Annotated in this window: 15 protein-coding genes, 2 tRNA genes and 1 other RNA gene; 14 read left to right on the top strand and 4 right to left on the bottom strand. The window is 75.8% G+C overall.

The features are described from left to right. Nucleotides 1-88: transfer RNA gene (locus tag ACI79X_RS10360), tRNA-Ser, on the top strand. Nucleotides 89-146: 58 nt separating this feature from the next. Here ACI79X_RS10360 and ACI79X_RS10355 read toward each other — a convergent pair. Continuing rightward, entirely contained in the window at nucleotides 147-1,871 is a 1,725-nt protein-coding gene (locus tag ACI79X_RS10355; RefSeq protein ID WP_457025309.1) for a protein kinase domain-containing protein, read from the bottom strand. Between the two features lie 43 nt (nucleotides 1,872-1,914). Continuing rightward, the gene (locus tag ACI79X_RS10350) at nucleotides 1,915-2,262 is read right to left on the bottom strand and encodes a hypothetical protein (RefSeq protein ID WP_457025308.1); all 348 of its coding nucleotides are present in this window, start codon (nucleotides 2,260-2,262) and stop codon (nucleotides 1,915-1,917) included. Between the two features lie 140 nt (nucleotides 2,263-2,402). Between ACI79X_RS10350 and ACI79X_RS10345 the strand changes: the two genes are divergently transcribed. Beyond that, nucleotides 2,403-2,487 (top strand) — tRNA-Ser (locus tag ACI79X_RS10345). A gap of 57 nt (nucleotides 2,488-2,544) precedes the next feature. Here the strand turns inward: ACI79X_RS10345 and ACI79X_RS10340 are convergent. After that, nucleotides 2,545-3,477: a DMT family transporter gene (locus ACI79X_RS10340; protein WP_457025307.1), complete on the bottom strand. Its 933-nt coding sequence runs from the start codon at nucleotides 3,475-3,477 to the stop codon at nucleotides 2,545-2,547. Nucleotides 3,478-3,667: 190 nt separating this feature from the next. Between ACI79X_RS10340 and ffs the strand changes: the two genes are divergently transcribed. The 10 genes from ffs (at nucleotide 3,668) to ACI79X_RS10290 (ending at nucleotide 14,218) form a co-directional block, all read left to right on the top strand. Further along, nucleotides 3,668-3,763, top strand: an RNA gene (gene ffs, locus ACI79X_RS10335) — signal recognition particle sRNA small type. Between the two features lie 93 nt (nucleotides 3,764-3,856). Further along, nucleotides 3,857-4,528, top strand: coding sequence for a YceI family protein (locus ACI79X_RS10330; protein ID WP_457025306.1), 672 nt, complete (start codon nucleotides 3,857-3,859; stop codon nucleotides 4,526-4,528). Nucleotides 4,529-4,585: 57 nt separating this feature from the next. Then, a complete protein-coding gene (locus tag ACI79X_RS10325; protein ID WP_457025305.1) occupies nucleotides 4,586-6,973 on the top strand; it encodes a DNA polymerase III subunit gamma and tau in 2,388 nt (795 codons plus the stop codon). A gap of 56 nt (nucleotides 6,974-7,029) precedes the next feature. Next, nucleotides 7,030-7,371 (top strand): YbaB/EbfC family nucleoid-associated protein, encoded by a 342-nt coding sequence (locus tag ACI79X_RS10320; RefSeq protein WP_336030383.1) that lies wholly within the window; start codon nucleotides 7,030-7,032, stop codon nucleotides 7,369-7,371. 65 nt (nucleotides 7,372-7,436) lie between these two features. Continuing rightward, on the top strand, nucleotides 7,437-8,036 hold the full coding sequence (gene recR, locus ACI79X_RS10315; protein ID WP_073418111.1) for a recombination mediator RecR: 600 nt from the start codon (nucleotides 7,437-7,439) through the stop codon (nucleotides 8,034-8,036). Nucleotides 8,037-8,230: 194 nt separating this feature from the next. Further along, nucleotides 8,231-9,934 carry an ABC transporter substrate-binding protein gene (locus tag ACI79X_RS10310; RefSeq protein WP_457025304.1) on the top strand — a complete coding sequence of 568 codons (1,704 nt, stop codon included), beginning with the start codon at nucleotides 8,231-8,233 and terminating at the stop codon, nucleotides 9,932-9,934. A 129-nt stretch (nucleotides 9,935-10,063) separates the two neighbouring features. Beyond that, nucleotides 10,064-11,068, top strand: a complete 1,005-nt coding sequence (locus ACI79X_RS10305; protein ID WP_457025303.1) for an ABC transporter permease — start codon at nucleotides 10,064-10,066, stop codon at nucleotides 11,066-11,068. Then, entirely contained in the window at nucleotides 11,065-12,006 is a 942-nt protein-coding gene (locus ACI79X_RS10300; protein ID WP_457025302.1) for an ABC transporter permease, read from the top strand. Before ACI79X_RS10305 ends, ACI79X_RS10300 begins: the two co-directional genes overlap by 4 nt. Continuing rightward, nucleotides 12,003-13,082, top strand: a complete 1,080-nt coding sequence (locus ACI79X_RS10295; RefSeq protein WP_457025301.1) for an ABC transporter ATP-binding protein — start codon at nucleotides 12,003-12,005, stop codon at nucleotides 13,080-13,082. The genes ACI79X_RS10300 and ACI79X_RS10295 overlap by 4 nt, the downstream gene beginning before the upstream one ends. Continuing rightward, nucleotides 13,079-14,218 (top strand): ABC transporter ATP-binding protein, encoded by a 1,140-nt coding sequence (locus ACI79X_RS10290; protein WP_457025300.1) that lies wholly within the window; start codon nucleotides 13,079-13,081, stop codon nucleotides 14,216-14,218. The genes ACI79X_RS10295 and ACI79X_RS10290 overlap by 4 nt, the downstream gene beginning before the upstream one ends. 63 nt (nucleotides 14,219-14,281) lie before the next feature. Here ACI79X_RS10290 and ACI79X_RS10285 read toward each other — a convergent pair whose 3' ends face one another. Further along, nucleotides 14,282-14,638, bottom strand: coding sequence for a Rieske (2Fe-2S) protein (locus ACI79X_RS10285; protein WP_457025299.1), 357 nt, complete (start codon nucleotides 14,636-14,638; stop codon nucleotides 14,282-14,284). Nucleotides 14,639-14,736: 98 nt separating this feature from the next. Between ACI79X_RS10285 and ACI79X_RS10280 the strand changes: the two genes are divergently transcribed. Together ACI79X_RS10280 and ACI79X_RS10275 are read left to right on the top strand one after the other, a co-directional pair. Further along, nucleotides 14,737-16,845, top strand: coding sequence for a TPM domain-containing protein (locus ACI79X_RS10280; protein WP_457025298.1), 2,109 nt, complete (start codon nucleotides 14,737-14,739; stop codon nucleotides 16,843-16,845). A gap of 68 nt (nucleotides 16,846-16,913) precedes the next feature. After that, entirely contained in the window at nucleotides 16,914-17,675 is a 762-nt protein-coding gene (locus ACI79X_RS10275) for a VOC family protein (protein WP_457025297.1), read from the top strand. Nucleotides 17,676-17,687 lie beyond the last annotated feature (12 nt).

The raw sequence follows: 17,687 nt of genomic DNA, 5'->3' as shown, positions 1-17,687 counted from the left end.
GGTGGCGTGTCCGAGCGGCCGAAGGAGCACGCCTCGAAAGCGTGTGAGGTGCAAGCCTCCGTGGGTTCAAATCCCACCGCCACCGCCAGCAGGAACCGACGGCGGCGCCCCGCGCAGGGGCGCCGCCGTCGTCGTTCCCGCCGCCGTCAGGCGAGCACGTCGAGGTCGATGAGCAGCCGGCCGTCCTCGCCCCGCACGAACGTCACCGCGTGGGTCTCCACCAGCCGGTCACCGGGCGCGAGGAACTCGACGTCCGTCGTCGCCGTGATGACGTCGCCCCGGTCGACGACGTCGCGCACGTCCAGCAGGTTGATGTCCGACCAGCGGCTGAAGAAGTCCTCGTAGTAGCCGTAGCTCGCGCGCGACTGCAGCGTCGGCCCGGTGAGCTCGTAGGCGGCGGCGGTGTCGCCGGGCAGCAGCGTGTAGTACTGCTCCAGCGTCTCGCGGGCCTCGGTGGCCGGGTCGGCCGCGGGCGGGGGCTCTGACGACGTCGGAGGCCCGGCGTCCTCCGTCGGCGATCCCCCCGGCGTGGGTTCCTCCGACGAGGGCTCCTCCGCGCCGGTGCCGGGGGCCGCCTCGCCGTCGCTCCCGCCGCCCGTCTCCGGTGCCCCGGTGGTCGGCTGCGTCGCCTCCGAGGACGACGGGTCGGCCGCACCGGCCTGCGGGTCGTCGCCGCCGCGCACGGCCAGCCAGGTGCCGAGGGCGACGGCGGCCACCAGGAGCGCGGCCACGAGCGCCACGACCAGCGGCCGACGGCGCCGCCGCCGCGGGCGGGCGCCCACCAGCGGCGGGGCCGGCGGCTCGCGGTCCGGGGCCTGCGTCCGCGGGGGCGGTCCGGGGTCCGGCGTCTGCGACAGGGTCGGCGGCGAGGTGGCGGTCGGCGGGTCGACGGCCTCGGGGGAGGGGACGACCGGGGTCGGCGGCCCCGCGTCGGGGGTGGCCTCGGGGACGGGGGTCGTCGCCGTCCGGGCGCGGTCCGGCGTGGCGCCGAGGGCGGTGCGGGCGAGCAGCACGGTGGTCGGGTCGCCGTCGCGGCCCGCGGCCAGCCGGGTCAGCTCGTCGCGCACCTCGGTCATCGACTGCCGCCGCGCGGGGTCGGGGTCGAGCATCCGCATCAGCGGCCGCTCCAGCGAGCCGGCCCGCCGCGGCGGGCGGAACTCGCCGGCGGCCACGCGGTGGAGCAGGCGCAGCGCGTTGTCGTCCATCCCGAACGGCGGCTCGCCCTCCAGGCAGGTGTAGAGGGTGGCGCCGAGGGAGAAGACGTCGCTGGCCGGCGTCATGTCCGATCCCCGGGCGACCTCCGGTGCGAGGAAGGCCGGCGTCCCGGTGATCTGGCCGGTCTGGGTGAGGGTGACGTCGCCGCTGGCGTGCGCGATCCCGAAGTCGGTGATCTTCACCAGCCCCTCGACGCGCGGGCCGCGCCCCACCAGCACGTTGCCCGGCTTGACGTCGCGGTGCACGATCCCCGCCTCGTGCACCGCCACCAGTGCGTCGGCCAGCTGGGCGCCCACCTGGGCCACCTGGTCGGTGCGCAGCACGCCGTCCTCGTGCAGCACCACGGCCAGGCTGCGGGAGGGCAGGTACTCCATCACCAGCCAGGGGACGCCGTCCTCGAGGGCGACGTCGAACACCGAGACCGCGTGCGGGTGGGCGAGCCGCGCGGCGATGCGGCCCTCGCGCAGCGCCCGCTCGCGCTGCTGGGCGGCCAGCTCGGGATCGACGCCGGCCCCCAGGAGCACCTGCTTGACGGCGACCTCGCGCCCGAGCAGCTCGTCGCGGCCCAGCCAGACCGCGCCCATGCCGCCGCCGGCGATCCGCGACACCAGGCGGTAGCGGCCGGCCACGAGGCGGCCGGGGACGGTCGTGGTCACCGGCCGTCCCTACCCAGCGCGGCCGCGCGCGGCACCGGGGGCGTCAGACGGTGCTGGGGACGCCGAAGCGGCGCGCGTACTCCTCCTGCGCCCCCTCGGGCAGCACGTCGTAGAGCCCGCCGAGCTCCTCGACGGCGTCGGGGGAGAGGTCGTCGAACAGCCGCTCCCAGGTCGGCGGCTCGTCGTAGCTGCGGGTGAGCAGCAGCTCCCACGCCTGGGTCTGCCGGTCGCGCTTGCTGCGCTCGGCGGCGAACTCCGACAGGTAGCGGTCCTTCGCGGCGGCCTTCTCCTCCGCGGTGGCCGACGGCGGGAGGCCCGCGGGGTCGGCGCCGCGGAGCACGGCCACGATCTCGTCCACGACCTCCGGTCGGACCTGGCCCGGCTCGCTCATCGTCGTGCTCCCGTCCCTCGCGTGCGTCCCCCCGACCCCGCAAGCCTGCCTGGTGCGCCCGCGCCGGACCACCCGGGGCGGCGCGTCGCGGGGCGGCGGCTGACCGTCCCCCGGCGTGCCGGTACGATCGACGGGCACGGGGAGGATTCGCCTAGTGGCCTATGGCGCTCGCTTGGAAAGCGGGTTGGGGGCAACCCCTCGGGAGTTCGAATCTCCCATCCTCCGCACCACGACGGGCCCCGGCAGTGCGCCGGGGCCCGTCGCCGTTCCCGGGCCCGCCGGTCAGGCGCCGGTGGCCGCCACGCGGTCCGCCCGCCGGCCGAGTTCCCGCAGGTAGAGCCCGGCCACGGCGGCCAGCAGCAGCGCCCCGCCCGCCACCGCGGCCGGCTCGAGCCGCTCCCTGAGGAACGCGGTGGCCAGCGCGGTCGCCGTCAGCGGCTCCAGCAGCGTGACGATCGAGGCCACCGCGCCGGGGACGGTGCGCACGCCGGTGAAGAACAGCCCGTAGGCGAGCGCGCTGGGCACCAGGCCGAGGTAGAGCAGCACCGCCAGCGCCGTGCCGTCGGCGGGGACCGACACCCCCTGCACCAGCACGACCGGGGTGAGCAGCAACGCGCCGCCGGCGAACCCGACGAGCGTCACCGGCACCCCGGCGGGCACGCCGCCGCCGGCCAGCGTGACGACGGCGTAGCCGAGCGCCGAGCCGGTGGCGACCAGGGCGCCGAGCAGGACCGCTGTCCCGGTGTCGGCGCCGGCCGAGACGCCCACGAGCAGGGTGAGCCCCACGAGGGCGACGGCGAGCGCGACGAGCGTGGCCCGCTGCGGCCGGCCGTGCCCGAGCAGCGTGCCGCCGACCGCGACGAGCAGCGGCGCGAGGCCGAGGGCGACCAGCGTGGCGATGCTGACCCCGGCCCGCTCGACGGCGGTGAAGTAGGCGAGCTGGTAGCCGGCGAGCCCCGCGCCGATGAGCGCGAGGCGCACGGCGACGGGACGGGTGACGCGCACCGCGGGGCCGCGGCGGCGGGACGTGGCCGCCCACGCCGCCAGCAGCGCGAGCGCGCCGATGGCGAGGCGGTACCAGGCGATGTCGAGGGCGGAGAGGTCGCTGCGGTCGGCGACCACGCGGCCGCTGATCCCCGACGTGCCCCAGCAGAGGGCGGCGAGCACGACGAGGAGGAAGCCGCGGCTGGAGCCGCGAGGGGAGGGGGTGGACATGACGCTCCTGGGCGCTGGTTCCGGACGGGACGGGCGGGTCCGGAGCACGGCGCGAACGCGGCCGGCGAGGTGGCGGCCGCGCGGGTCGGCCCGCGGTGCTCCGGGTCAGGAGCGGGGCGGGGGCAGGACGAGGGCGCGCCGGGACGTCATGGGGCGGGAGCCTAGCGAGCGGCGTCCTCTACAGTGGTGGGCAGACCCCTCGTGTGGCGTCACCCTGTGAACCTCCCCAGGGCCGGAAGGCAGCAAGGATAAGCGGGCTCTGGCGGGTGCGCGGGGGGTCCCTTTCTTCCCGGGCACCACCGCGGGCTGCGGCGCGCCTCACAGCTGGCTCCCAGCTCGGTCGGCCAGCATCCTCGACGTCCGAGGAGAGGAGCTCGCCATGGCCCGTCGCCGTCGCACCTGGTGGATCGTCGGAGGGGTCGTCGCCCTCCTGGCGCTCGGCCTCGGCGTGGGCCCGCTGCTCTACGCCGCCACGCAGGAGGACGCCGCCGCGGCGCCCACCGTGCAGGCGCAGCCCTCCGACGTCGAGCTCGCCCCCGACACCGACGGCACGTGGACCGTCTCGGCGGGCTCCTCGGCCGGCTACCGCGTCGACGAGGTGCTCAACGGCGCCGACGTCACCGTCGCCGGCACCACCGACCGGGTCACCGGGGACGTCGTCGTCCAGGGCGGCGACCTGAGCAGCGCCGAGGTCGTCGTCGACGTGGCCAGCGTGCGCACCGACAGCAACCAGCGCGACGGGTACTTCCGCGACAACGTCATGGACGTCGGCACCCACCCGACGGCGACCTTCACCGTCCGCGGGCCGGTCGACCTGCCCGAGCTCTCGGGCACCCCGGTGACCGTGCCGGTGACCGGCGACCTCACGCTGCGCGGCACCACCCGCCAGGTGCAGGCCGAGCTCTCCGTCGTCCGCACCGCCGAGGGCGTCGAGGTCTCCGGGGCGGTCCCCGTCGTCTTCGGTGACTTCGGCATCACCCCGCCGAACCTCGGCTTCGTCCGGGTGGAGGACCGCGGCCAGGTGGAGTTCCTGCTCAAGCTCACGATGTGAGACACGGACGGCGTCCGGTGCTCCCGGGTCGTCGTCCCCGCCACGTAACCTCGCCGCGTGGCTCTGGCGCTCTACCGGAAGTACCGCCCGGCGACCTTCGCCGAGGTGGTCGGCCAGGAGCACGTCACCACCCCGCTGGTGAACGCCGTCGACGGCGGGCGGATCAACCACGCCTACCTGTTCAGCGGCCCGCGCGGCTGCGGCAAGACGTCGTCGGCGCGCATCCTCGCCCGCTCGCTCAACTGCGAGCAGGGCCCGACGTCGACGCCGTGCGGCGTGTGCGGCTCGTGCGTCGCGCTGGCGCCCGACGGCCCCGGCTCCCTCGACGTCATCGAGATCGACGCCGCCAGCCACGGCGGTGTCGACGACGCCCGTGACCTGCGGGAGCGCGCGTTCTTCGCGCCGGTGAACAGCCGCTACAAGGTCTACATCGTCGACGAGGCGCACATGGTCACCACGCAGGGCTTCAACGCCCTGCTCAAGGTGGTCGAGGAGCCGCCGGAGTTCCTCGTCTTCGTCTTCGCCACCACCGAGCCGGACAAGGTGCTGCCCACCATCCGCTCGCGCACCCACCACTACCCGTTCCGGCTGGTCCCGCCGACGACGCTGCGCGGGCTGCTGGAGAAGACGTGTGCCGCCGAGGGCGTGCAGGTCGAGCCCACCGTGTTCCCGCTCGTGGTGCGGGCCGGCGGCGGCTCGGTGCGCGACTCGCTGTCGATCCTCGACCAGCTGCTCGCCGGCGCCGGGCCCGAGGGCGTCACCTACGCGAGCGCGGTGGGCCTGCTCGGCGTCACCGACGACGCGCTGCTCGACGAGGCCATCGACGCGCTGGCCGCGCAGGACGCGCCGGGTGTCTTCCGCGCCGTCGACCGGGTGGTCGAGGCCGGGCACGACCCGCGCCGCTTCGCCACCGACCTGCTCGACCGGCTGCGCGACCTCATCGTCCTCGACGCGGTGCCCGAGGCCGGCGGGAACGGCCTGCTCGACTGCCCGCCCGACCGACTCGACCTGATGGTGTCCCAGGCGCGGGCGCTGGGGTCGGCCACGCTGTCGCGGCTGGCCGACACCGTGCACGCCGGGCTGGGCGAGATGCGCGGCACCACCGCGCCGCGGCTGCTGCTGGAGCTGCTGTGCGCGCGGATGCTGCTGCCGGCCACCGACGGCTCGGCCGCCGCCACCCTGCAGCGGCTCGAGCGGCTCGAGCGCCGGCTGTCGATCTCCGGCGGCGAGGTCGCCGGCGACATCCCGCCCCGCGACGTCCCGGTCCGCGAGGCGCCGGTCCGCGAGGCGCCGGTCCGCGAGGCGCCGGTCCGCGAGGCGACGCGTCCCGCCCCGGCCCGGGAGGAGCCCGCGCCCGCCCCGGCGGAGCGCTCCGGCCCGCCGCGCAAGGAGTACGTTCGCCCCTCCCAGCGCGCCGCCGCGCCGCCGGCCCCCGCGCCCACCCCCGCTCCCGCGTCCGAGCCGGCGCCCGCCGCCTCGACCCCCGCGTCGTCCCCCGCCGCGCCCGCCGGCGACGACTGGCCGGAGACCACCCCGCCGGGCTCCGGCGCCCGCCCGGCGGCCACCCCGGCACCCGCGGCCGCCACGGCCGACGACGACTGGCCGGAGACCGCGCGCCCCGGCAGCGGCGCCCCCGCCGCCGCGCCGGAGCCCGCCCCCGCGCCCGAGCGGGCACCGGCGGCCCCGGCGTCGACCCCGCCGGCCGGGCCGCGTCCCGGCGTGCGGGTGGCCGCGGGCGAGCCCGACATCCCGCTGCCGCCCGAGCCCACCGACGACGAGGACTGGCCGCACTCCCCGCAGCCCGCCGCGGCCCGCGCGGCCGCCGCCCGGGTCGCCGAGCCGCGCCCGCCGGCCTCGCCCCCGCGCGCGGCCGCCGAGTCCACGCCCGCCCCGCGCGGCGGCGAGCCCACCCCGGTCGTCACGGCGAACCCGCCGGGTGCGCCCGCCGGCGGAGGTGACGGCGGCCTGACCACCGGCGACGTCCGGCGGGTGTGGCCCGAGCTGCTCGCCGTCGTCAAGCGGCACAAGCGCACCACCGAGGCGCTGCTCAAGAACGCGCAGGTGCACGAGCTGCGCGCGGGCGTGCTCACGCTGTCCACGACGTCCCCGGCGCTGGCCCGGCGGATCGGCGACGACCTCAACAAGGACGTGCTGCGCGAGGCGCTCAACGAGCTGCTGGGCGTGCGCTGGAAGGTCGAGGCGGTCGTCGAGGGCGCCGCGGGCCGGTCACCGTCCGCCGGTGGCGGCGCCGCCGAGGGCTCGCGCGAGGCGGCCCAGGAGGCCGCGCGCGTGGCCGAGGCCGCCGAGGCCCGCGAACTCATGGCGCAGCGCGCCGCGGAGGACGAGACCGCGGGCGAGCGCGCCCACGTGCCCGCCGTCGACCCCGAGCAGGCGGCGCTGGCGCTGCTGCGCGCGCAGCTGGGGGCCCAGCCGCTGGAGAGCTGACCGGCCGGTCGGGCCGTCGTCCGCCGGATGTCGCCCCCGCGGCCTACGCTCGGGTCATGTTCCCCGGTGGTGGCCAGCCAGACCTGTCGGCGATCCTGCAGCAGGCCCAGCAGATGCAGCAGGCGCTGGCCGCCGCGCAGGACCAGCTGGCCAAGGAGGAGGTCACCGGCTCGGCCGGCGGCGGCCTCGTCACCGCCACGATGACCGGCGACGGCGAGCTGCGCTCGGTCACCATCGCGCCCTCGGCGGTCGACCCCGACGACGTCGAGACCCTCCAGGACCTCGTCGTCGCGGCGGTCCGCGACGCCTCCCGGCTGGCCTCCGAGCTCACCGCCGACCGGATGGGCCCGCTGGCCGGCGGCCTCGGCGGCGGCTTCCCGGGGCTGCCCGGCGCCTGACCGGCGCTCGACCGACTGCGGGCCCGACCGATTCCGGGCCCGACCCACTCTCCCCTAGGAGCACCGTGTACGAGGGGGCCGTCCAGGACCTCATCGACGAGCTCGGCCGCCTGCCCGGCGTCGGGCCGAAGAGCGCCCAGCGCATCGCGTTCCACCTGCTGGCCGCCGAGTCCGCCGACGTCGGCCGGCTCGTCGCCGCGCTGCAGCGCGTGCAGGCCGAGGTGCGCTTCTGCGTGACCTGCTACAACGTCGCCGAGGGCGAGCAGTGCCGGATCTGCAAGGACCCGCGCCGCTCCGACGACGTCATCTGCGTCGTCGAGGAGCCCAAGGACGTCGTCGCCATCGAGCGCACCCGCGAGTTCCGCGGGCGCTACCACGTGCTCGGCGGCGCGATCAGCCCGATCGAGGGCGTCGGCCCCGACGACCTGCGGGTCAAGGAGCTCATGACCCGCCTGATGGACGGCACGGTCACCGAGCTGATCATCGCCACCGACCCCAACCTCGAGGGCGAGGCCACCGCGGCTTACCTGGCCCGGCTGGTGGGGCCGCTCGGGCTGGCGGTCTCGCGGCTGGCCAGCGGCCTGCCCGTCGGCGGCGACCTCGAGTACGCCGACGAGATCACCCTCGGCCGGGCCTTCGAGGGCCGCCGCCGCATCGACGCCTAGCACGGCCGCGGCGGAGGTGGGGGCCCGGCGTCGGCAAGGTCACAGGATGGTGTCGATGGGGCCGCTCGGCTCGGGCGCCCACCTCCTCGCGACCTAGGGTCCGTGAGCACGCCGTCCGGACGTCCTGCGTCCGCCGGCTGTCCATCCCGGATCTCATCCGGCCCGGAGCGGGCCGAGAAGGCAGGTCTCCTGCGATGCAGCGTCGACCCCAACGTGTGCTGGCCGCCTCCGCGGCCGCGCTGACCGCCGTCACCCTGGCCGCCTGCGCGTCCAGTGACCGGGACTCCGGTGACGGGGAGGGCGGGGAGGCCCAGTCCGGCGGCACGCTCGTCTTCGGGGCGGCCGGCGACCCGGCGATGCTCGACCCGGCCTTCGGCAGCGACGGCGAGACCTTCCGGGTCGCCCGCCAGATCCACGAGGGCCTGCTGGGCAACGAGCTCGGCGGCACCGAGCCGGTCCCCGAGCTGGCCGAGGACTACGAGGTGAGCGAGGACGGCCTCGAGTACACCTTCAACCTCCGCCAGGGCGTGACGTTCCACGACGGCACGGACTTCAACGCCGAGGCCGTCTGCTTCAACTTCGACCGCTGGTACAACTTCGAGGGCCTGGCCACCAGCCCGAGCGCCTCGTACTACTACCAGGCGGTCTTCGGCGGCTTCGCCAGCACGCCGGACACCCCGAGCATCTACGAGTCCTGCGAGGCCACCGACGAGAACACCGCGGTGATCCGGCTGACCCAGGTCACCTCGAAGTTCCCGTCCGCGCTCGCCCTGCCGGCGTTCTCCATCCAGAGCCCCGAGGCGCTGCAGCAGTACGACGCCGACAACCTGTCCGGCAGCGAGGACGCGCTCAGCTACTCCGAGTACGCCCTCGAGCACCCCACCGGCACGGGGCCCTTCAAGTTCGAGAGCTGGGACCGCGGCAACGGCGAGGTCACCCTCGTCCGCAACGAGGACTACTGGGGCGACGCCCCGCTGCTCGACGAGATCATCTTCCGCACCATCCCCGACGGGAACACCCGCCGTCAGGAGCTCCAGGCCGGGTCGATCGACGGCTACGACTTCGTCGCGCCGGCGGACTACCAGTCGCTGGAGGACGAGGGCTTCCAGGTCCTGGTCCGCGACCCGTTCAACATCCTGTACCTGGGCTTCAACGGCGGGAACGTGCCCGGCACCTCCGCCAACCCGGCGCTGCAGAACCCGCAGGTGCGGCAGGCGATCGCCCACGCGATCGACCGCGAGACGATCGTCAACTCGCTGCTCCCCGAGGGCGCCGAGGCGGCCACGCAGTTCATGCCGCCGACCGTCGACGGGTGGGCCGACGACGTCACCACCTACGACTACGACCCCGACCGCGCCCGCCAGCTGCTGCAGGAGGCCGGCGCCGAGGGGACGACGCTGCGGTTCTACTACCCGACCGAGGTCAGCCGGCCCTACCTGCCGGACCCGGCCGCCATGTTCCAGGTCATCAGCCAGAACCTGACCGACGCCGGCTTCACCATCGAGCCGGTGGCCCTGCCGTGGAACCCGGACTACCTGAACGCCGTCCAGGCCGGTCAGGCGGACATCCACCTGCTCGGGTGGACCGGTGACTACAACGACGCCTACAACTTCATCGGCACGTTCTTCGCCGAGGCGTCCAACGGCCAGGCGTCCGCCGAGTTCGGGGCGTTCAGCAACCCGGAGATCTTCGCCGCCCTCGCCCAGGCCGACGCCGAGCCCGACGCGAGTGCCCGCACCGAGCAGTACCAGGAGGCCAACCGGCTGATCATGGACTACCTCCCCGGTGTCCCGATCTCGCACTCCCCGCCGGCGCTCGTGGTGGCGGAGAACGTGCAGGGCCTCGAGCCCAGCCCGCTGACCGCCGAGGTCTTCTCGACGGTGTCGATCACCGACTGACCCACCCCTCCGGCCGCGCCGGGGCAGGGAAGACCTGTCCCGGCGCGGCCGGACCCGTGTCCGTGCCCTGTCGACCCGGAACGTCGACCCGGAACGTCGACCCGGAACCCGGAGAGGTGACCCGACCGCGTGCTCCGCTTCGTCGTCCGGCGGCTCCTCCAGCTGATCCCGATCCTGCTGGGGCTGTCGGTCCTGCTCTTCGCCTGGCTGCGCGCCCTGCCCGGCGGCCCGGCCCAGGCCGCGCTCGGTGAGCGCGCCACCCCCGAGGCCATCGCCCGGTACAACGAGCTCTTCGGGCTCGACCAGCCCCTCTACGTCCAGTACCTGCGCTTCCTCGGCCGGGCCGTGCAGCTGGACTTCGGCAACTCCGCCCGGACCGGCCGGCCGGTCACCGAGGAGTTCCTCGAGCGGATGCCCGGCACGATCGAGCTGACCCTGTTCGCGATGGTCTTCGCCATCGGCGTCGGCATCCCGCTGGGCTACCTCGCCGCGCGCCGGCACGGCAGCTGGCTGGACTCGACGTCGGTGGTCGGGTCGCTGCTCGGCGTCGCCACCCCGGTCTTCTTCCTCGCCTACCTGCTGCGCCTGCTGTTCGCCGTCGAGCTGGGCTGGCTGCCCGGCTCCGGCCGGCAGGAGGTGCGCATCGACGCCACCCGCGTCACGAACTTCTACGTCCTCGACGGCCTGCTGACCCGCGAGTGGGACGCGGCCTGGGACGCCTTCCTGCACCTCGTGCTGCCCGGCATCGCGCTCGGCACCATCCCGCTGGCGATCATCGTCCGGATCACCCGCGCCTCGGTGCTCGACGTCGTCAACGAGGACTACGTCCGGACGGCGAACGCCAAGGGGCTCGCGACGGCGACCGTCCGGCGGCGGCACGTCATCCGCAACGCCCTGCTGCCGGTGTCGACGACGATCGGCCTGCAGACCGGGCTCCTGCTGTCGGGTGCGGTCCTGACCGAGACCGTCTTCGCCTTCGGCGGGGTGGGCTCGGCGATATTCGACGCGATCTTCGCCCGGGACTTCGCCGTCCTGCAGGGCTTCATCCTCATGCTGGCGGTGGTGTACGTGCTGGTGAACCTGCTGGTGGACATCTCGTACGGCCTGCTCGACCCGCGGGTCAGGGTCCGATGAGCGCGGTCGGTGACGTCCGGCGCCGCCGGATCGACGAGCTGGCCGCCCGCGCCGGGCAGGTCCCCGAGGGCGAGGGCGGCGTCTCGCTGACCCGCAGCGCCTTCCGCCGGCTGCGCCGCAACCCGGTGGCGATCCTCGGCGCGGTCATCGTCGTCGTCTTCCTGGTGGTGGCGGCCTTCGCGCCGCTGCTGGCGCCGCGGGACCCGCTGGCGCAGACGCTGCTGTCGGAGATCCGGCCCGGCTTCATCCCGGGCTCGCAGCCGGGCTTCCCGCTCGGGGTGGACGAGCTCGGCCGCGACCTGCTGTCCCGGCTGATCGTCGGGTCCCGGCAGTCGCTGCTCATCGGCGTGGTCTCCACGCTGCTCGGCGTGGCCGTCGGCATGGCGCTCGGCGTCCTCGCCGGCGCGTTCGGCGGCTGGGTCGACACCGTGGTCATGCGGTTCGTCGACATCATCCTGTCGATCCCCAGCCTGCTGATGGCGATCAGCATCTCCGTGCTGCTGGGGCAGAACCAGTGGTCGCTGATGATCGCCATCGCGGTCACCCAGGTGCCGGTCTTCGCCCGGCTGCTGCGCGGCTCGATGCTCGCCCAGCGCGGCAGCGACTACGTCCTCGCCGCCCAGGCGCTCGGCATCCGGCGGCGGCGCATCGTGTTCGGCCACGTGCTGCCGAACTCGCTGTCGCCGGTGATCGTGCAGGCCACGCTGTCCCTCGCGACGGCGATCATCGAGGCGGCGGCCCTGTCGTTCCTCGGCCTCGGCGACCCCGACCTCGCCCGCCCGGAGTGGGGCGCGATGCTGTCCAACGCCCAGGACTTCCTGTCCGTCCGGCCGGAGCTGGCGATCTACCCGGCCGTCTGCATCATCGTCGTCGCGCTCGGCTTCACCCTTCTCGGTGAGGCGCTGCGCGAGGCCCTCGACCCGAAGTTCCGGAGGTGAGCCCGCTGACCATCGAGGAACTGCCCCCGAGGGACGCCGGCCAGGACGGGCGGCCCGTCCTCGAGGTCGAGGACCTGTCGGTCACCTTCACGCGCAGGGGCGAGCAGCCCACCCGCGCCGTCGACGGGGTCAGCTTCAGCGTCGCGCCGGGGGAGACCGTCGGCCTGGTCGGCGAGTCCGGCTGCGGCAAGTCGGTCACGTCGCTGGCCATCATGGGGCTGCTGCCCCGGCGCGGGGTCGACGTCGGCGGCTCGGTGCGCCTGCACGGCCAGGAGCTCATCGGCGCCCCGGACAAGGAACTCCGGGCGCTGCGCGGCGCCGACATGGCGATGGTCTTCCAGGACCCGCTGTCCTCGCTGAACCCGACCGTGCCGATCGGCGTCCAGGTCACCGAGGTCCTGCTCGAGCACCGCGAGATGTCGAAGAAGGACGCCGTCGCCGAGGCCACCCGGCTGCTCGACCGCGTCGGCATCCCCGACCCCTCGCGCCGGCTCAAGGAGTACCCGCACCAGCTCTCCGGCGGGATGCGGCAGCGGGCGCTCATCGCGATGGCGCTGGCCTGCTCGCCGCGCCTGCTCATCGCCGACGAGCCGACGACGGCCCTCGACGTGACGATCCAGGCGCAGATCCTGGAGCTGCTGCGCGAGCTCGTCGTCGACACCGGGACGGCGCTGGTGATGATCACCCACGACCTCGGCGTCGTCGCCGGGCTGTGCGACCGGGTGCACGTCATGTACAGCGGCCGGATCATCGAGTCCGCCGACCGGCACGACCTGTTCGCCCGGCCGCGCCAGCCCTACACCGGCGGGCTGCTGGCCTCCGTGCCCCGGCTCGACGGCGCCCGCGGGGCGCCGCTGCACCCGATCCGCGGCTCGGCCCGCGACGTCATCCCGTGGGCGGAGGGCTGCGCCTTCGCGCCCCGCTGCGACAACGCCCAGGACGACTGCCTCACCGAGGTGGCCGGCAGCACCGTGCCGCTGGAGTACGACGGCCCGGGCCGCGAACTGCGCTGCCGCCACCCCCTCGAGTACCCGCGGACCCCGGCCGGGGCGACCGCGTCCGGAGCCGCCCGATGACCGCCGTCCCGTCCGCCGAGCCGCTGCTGCGGGTCGAGGGCCTGCAGGTGCACTTCCCGATCAAGCGCGGCGTGTTCGTCGACCGGACGGTGGGCCACGTGCGCGCCGTCGACGGCGTCGACCTGTCCATCGACCGCGGCACCACCTACGGGCTGGTGGGGGAGTCCGGCTGCGGCAAGTCCACCCTCGGCCGCGCGGTGCTGCGGCTGGTCGAGCCCACCGGCGGGCGGGTCGTCTTCGACGGCACCGACGTCTCGACGCTGTCCGGGGAGCCGCTGCGGACCCTGCGCCGCCGCATGCAGATGGTCTTCCAGGACCCGCTGGGCAGCCTCGACCCGCGGCAGAACGTCGAGTCGCTGCTGTCCGAGCCGCTGCTCGCCCACGGGATGGGCGGGGGCCGCCAGGGCGTGGCCGCGCGCATCCGCACGCTGCTCGACGCCGTCGGCCTCCCGTCGGCGGCCCTGCGCCGCTACCCGCACGAGTTCTCCGGCGGCCAGCGGCAGCGCATCGGCATCGCCCGCGCCATCTCGCTCGAGCCCGACCTGCTCATCGCCGACGAGCCGGTCTCCGCGCTCGACGTCAGCGTGCAGGCGCAGGTGGTCAACCTGCTGGAGGAGCTTCAGGAGCGCCTCGGCCTGACCTACCTGGTCATCGCGCACGACCTGGCGGTGGTCCGGCACATCAGCGACGTCGTCGGGGTGATGTACCTCGGGTCGCTGGTGGAGCAGGCGCCCTCCGACGTCCTCTACGAGCAGCCGCTGCACCCCTACAGCCGGGCGCTGATGAGCGCCGTCCCGGTGCCCGACCCGGTGGTCGAGGCCGACCGCGAGCGCATCCTGCTCGCCGGCGACCTGCCGTCGCCGGCGAACCCGCCGAGCGGCTGCCGGTTCCACACCCGCTGCCCGTGGCGTCAGGAGACGCGCTGCGACGACGAGGTGCCGGTGCTGCGCGAGCTCGGGACCGGGCACCTGGTCAGCTGCCACTGGGCCGAGGAGATCCGCGACGGGCTGCTGGCCCCGCGCTCGCCCGAGGAGGTCGCCGCCACCCAGGGCGTCTCGGTCCGCCCGACCGGCGCCGAGAACCCGGAGAGCGACGCGCTCGTGCAGGGGCTGGACGCGCCGATCGAGCGCACCTGACGAAGGACTGCCGCGCCCCCCGCCGCTCGCAGGCTCGCGGCGAGCCCCTGCGCGAGGCCGACCTCACTCCACCACGACGTCGTCCCCGCGGCGCAGCGCCTTCCGCACCCGGAGCCTGAGCACCTTCGCGTAGCCGCGGACGAACTGCGTGTAGCCCGGCGTGGGCCCGTGGTAGCCGAGGAAGCCGCGGGGGCCCTCGACCATGTCGCCGCTGCGGACGTCGTACCTGGCCTGGTGCCAGGGGCAGACCAGGCAGCCGTTCTCGTCGAGGCTGCCCTTCGACAGGTCGGCGAGCTGGTGGCGGCAGCGCCGCGACACGGCGAAGTACTCCCCGTCGCGGTTGCCCACGGCCCAGTTCCCCGCCCGGCCCACGGTGCCGGGGGGCAACTGGGCGGCGGGGATGCGGTCGGGATCGCTCACGGGGGTCCTCCTGGGTGCCGGTGCTGGGTCGAGAGCCCCCTACCCGGTGGTGCCCGTCCTACCCGGCCGGGTCCGGGCCGCCGACCTAGGGTCGGTCCGTGCGCCGACTGATGGGGATCCTCGCCGTCGCGGCGGTCCTGCTGCTGGCCGGGAGCGGGCCGGCGCTGGCCGAGCAGCCGTTCGAGGTGCCCGACGAGGTGACCGACCTCGTCGGCGCGCTGGACCCCGGCGCCCTGTCCCGGGTGCAGCAGGCCGTCGACGACCGGCAGGCCGAGGACGGCACCCAGGCCTTCGTCGTCTACGTGTCCTCCTTCGACGGGCTCGACTCCGGCGAGTGGGCCGCCCGCACCGCGCAGTTCTCCGGGCTGGGCCGCACCGACGTGCTGCTCGCCGTCGCGGTCGACGACCGGCAGTACGGCTACTGGGTGGACGACGCCTTCCCGCAGTCGACCGCCGACCTCGACACCTTCCTCGCGCGCGACGTCGAGCCCGCGCTGTCCGCGGGCGACTGGGGCGGGGCCGCGGTGGCCTTCGCGGACGGGATCGGCGAGGGGGCGGCGGCCGGATCGGGCTCCGGCTCCGGCTCCGGCGACGGCGGGGGGTCGGGCGGAGCGGCGACCCTGGCGGTGGTCGGCGGCATCGCCGTCGTCGGGGGCGGCGCCTACCTCGTCGCCCGGTCCCGCCGGCGCCGCGCGGCCGGGGGACCACCGTCCCCCACCCGCATCGAGCGGCCCGACCCGTACGCGGGCGTGCCCACCGAGGAGCTGCAGGGCCGGGCCAGCGCCGCGCTGCTCGACCTCGACGAGGCGGTGAAGACCTCGTCGCTCGACCTCGACTTCGCCCGGCTGCAGTACGGCGAGGCCGCCGTCGCGGGGTTCACCGAGGCGCTGGCGCAGTCACGGCAGGAGCTCACCCGCGCCTTCACGCTCCGCCAGCAGCTCGACGACGAGGTCCCTGAGGACGAGCCGACGCGGCGCCGCATGCTGGCCGAGATGCTGCAGCTCACCGGCGCCGCCGACGCCCGCCTCGACGAGCAGGCGGAGGCCTTCGGGCAGCTGCGCGACCTCGAGCGCACCGCCCCGCAGGTGCTCGACGGCCTCGGCCCGCGGATCACCGCGCTGCACGGCCGGCTGCCGCAGGACGAGGAGCGGATGGCCCGGCTGCAGCGCCGCTACGCCGCCTCGGCGCTCGCGCCGGTGACGGGCAACCTCGAGCAGGCGCGGGCGGCGCTGGCCGCGGCCGAGCACGAGGCCGGGGAGGCGCGCGCGGCGCTCGCGGCCGGCCGGTCCGGGGAGGCGGTCGGCGACCTGCGCGCCGCCGAGGACGCCGTCGCGCAGGTGGGCACGCTGCTCGACGCCGTCGCCCGGCTCGAACGCGACCTCGAGGACGCCGCCACGCGGCTGCCCGCCGTCCGCGCGGAGACCGAGCAGGACCTCGCCGAGGCCCGCACGCTGGTCGCCTCCACCGCCGACGCCGGCGGGCTGCGCCCGCAGGTGGCCCGGGCCGAGGCGGGCCTGGCGGCCGCCGACGACGCGATGCGCGGCGAGGGCGGCCTGCCCGACCCGCTCACCGCGCTGCGCCGGCTGGAGGAGGCCGACCTCGCGCTGGAGCAGGCGCTGGCCGTGGCCCGCGACGCGCAGACCCGCGCCCGCCGCGCCGCCGCGGCCCTGGACCAGACGCTGCTGCGCGCCCGCTCGTCGGTCGCCGCCGCGGCCGACTTCGTCGCCACCCGCCGCGGCGCGGTCGGCCCCGAGGCGCGCACCCGGCTGGCGGAGGCGCAACGGCACCTCGACGCCGCGGTCGGGACGGGCCCGCGGGACCCCGAGGGGGCGCTGCACGAGGCCCAGCTGGCCGACCAGCTCGCCCAGCAGGCGCTGCAGTACGCGCAGTCCGACGTCGCCACCTGGTCGTCCGGCTACGGCGGTGGCTACGGCGGTGGTTACGGCGGGGGTGGCTACGGAGGTGGCGGCTACGGCGGCGGGTACGGGCCCGGCCACGGCGGGGGCCGCGGCGGCGTGGACCTCGGCAGCCTGGTGCTCGGCGGGATCCTCGCCGGCGGGATGCGCGGCGGCTACGGGGGCTTCGGTGGCAGCGGCGGGGTCGGTGGCGGGTTCGGCGGTGGCGGGTTCGGCGGTGCCGGCCGGCCGCGGGGCGGGGGCTTCGGCGGCTCGCGCAGCCGGGGCCGCTCCGGCGGCGGCCGGTTCTGACGCAGCGGGGCTCGCGGAGTGTCGGTCCCCGGTGGGACGGTGCCCTCCCCGAGCCCCGAGGAGGAGCCATGCCCACCCGGAACACCCCCTGGCCCGACGGCACGCCCTGCTGGGTCGACTACGGCGCCGCCGACCCCGCCGCGGCCAAGGACTTCTACGGCCGCCTGTTCGGCTGGGACTGGACCGCCGACAGCCCCGAGTCCGGCGGCTACGTCAACGCGCTGAAGGGCGGCGCGCAGGCCGCCGGCCTCGGCCCGCTGACGAACCCGGACGACTCGCCGGCCTGGACGACGTACTTCGCGGCGAGCGACGCGGCGGCCACCTGCGACCGGATCCGCGAGGCCGGCGGCACCGTCGTCGTCGAGCCCATGGCGGTGGGGCCGATGGGCACGATGGCCATCGCCCTGGACCCGCAGGGGAACCAGTTCGGGCTGTGGCAGGCCGGCACGCACACCGGCGCGGAGGTGGTCAACGAGCCCGGCGCGCAGGTGTGGAACGAGGCGGCCGTCGACGACGTCCCCGCGGCGCGGGCGTTCTACGCGGCGGTGTTCGGCTTCCGCTTCGACGAGATCCCGGACATGGGCGGCTACGCCACCTTCGCCACGGACGAGCGCCCGCTCGGCGGCCTCGGGCCGGTCGGCCCGGGCGCGCCGAAGGGGTGGTCGACCTGCTTCGCGGTGGCCTCCGCCGACGAGACCGTGGCCGCGGTCGAGGCCGCCGGCGGCAAGGTCGTCCACCCGGCCGAGGACACCGAGTTCGGGCGCTTCGCCGTGGTCACCGACCCGTGGGGCGCGTCGTTCTCGGTCATGCAGCTGCCCGTGGAGGGCTGAGCCGGCGGCCCG

It is taken from the genome of Geodermatophilus sp. SYSU D01119 (assembly GCF_054049975.1).
Note: the sequence above shows the minus strand (reverse complement) of the source record. Positions and strands in the feature narration are given on the sequence as shown.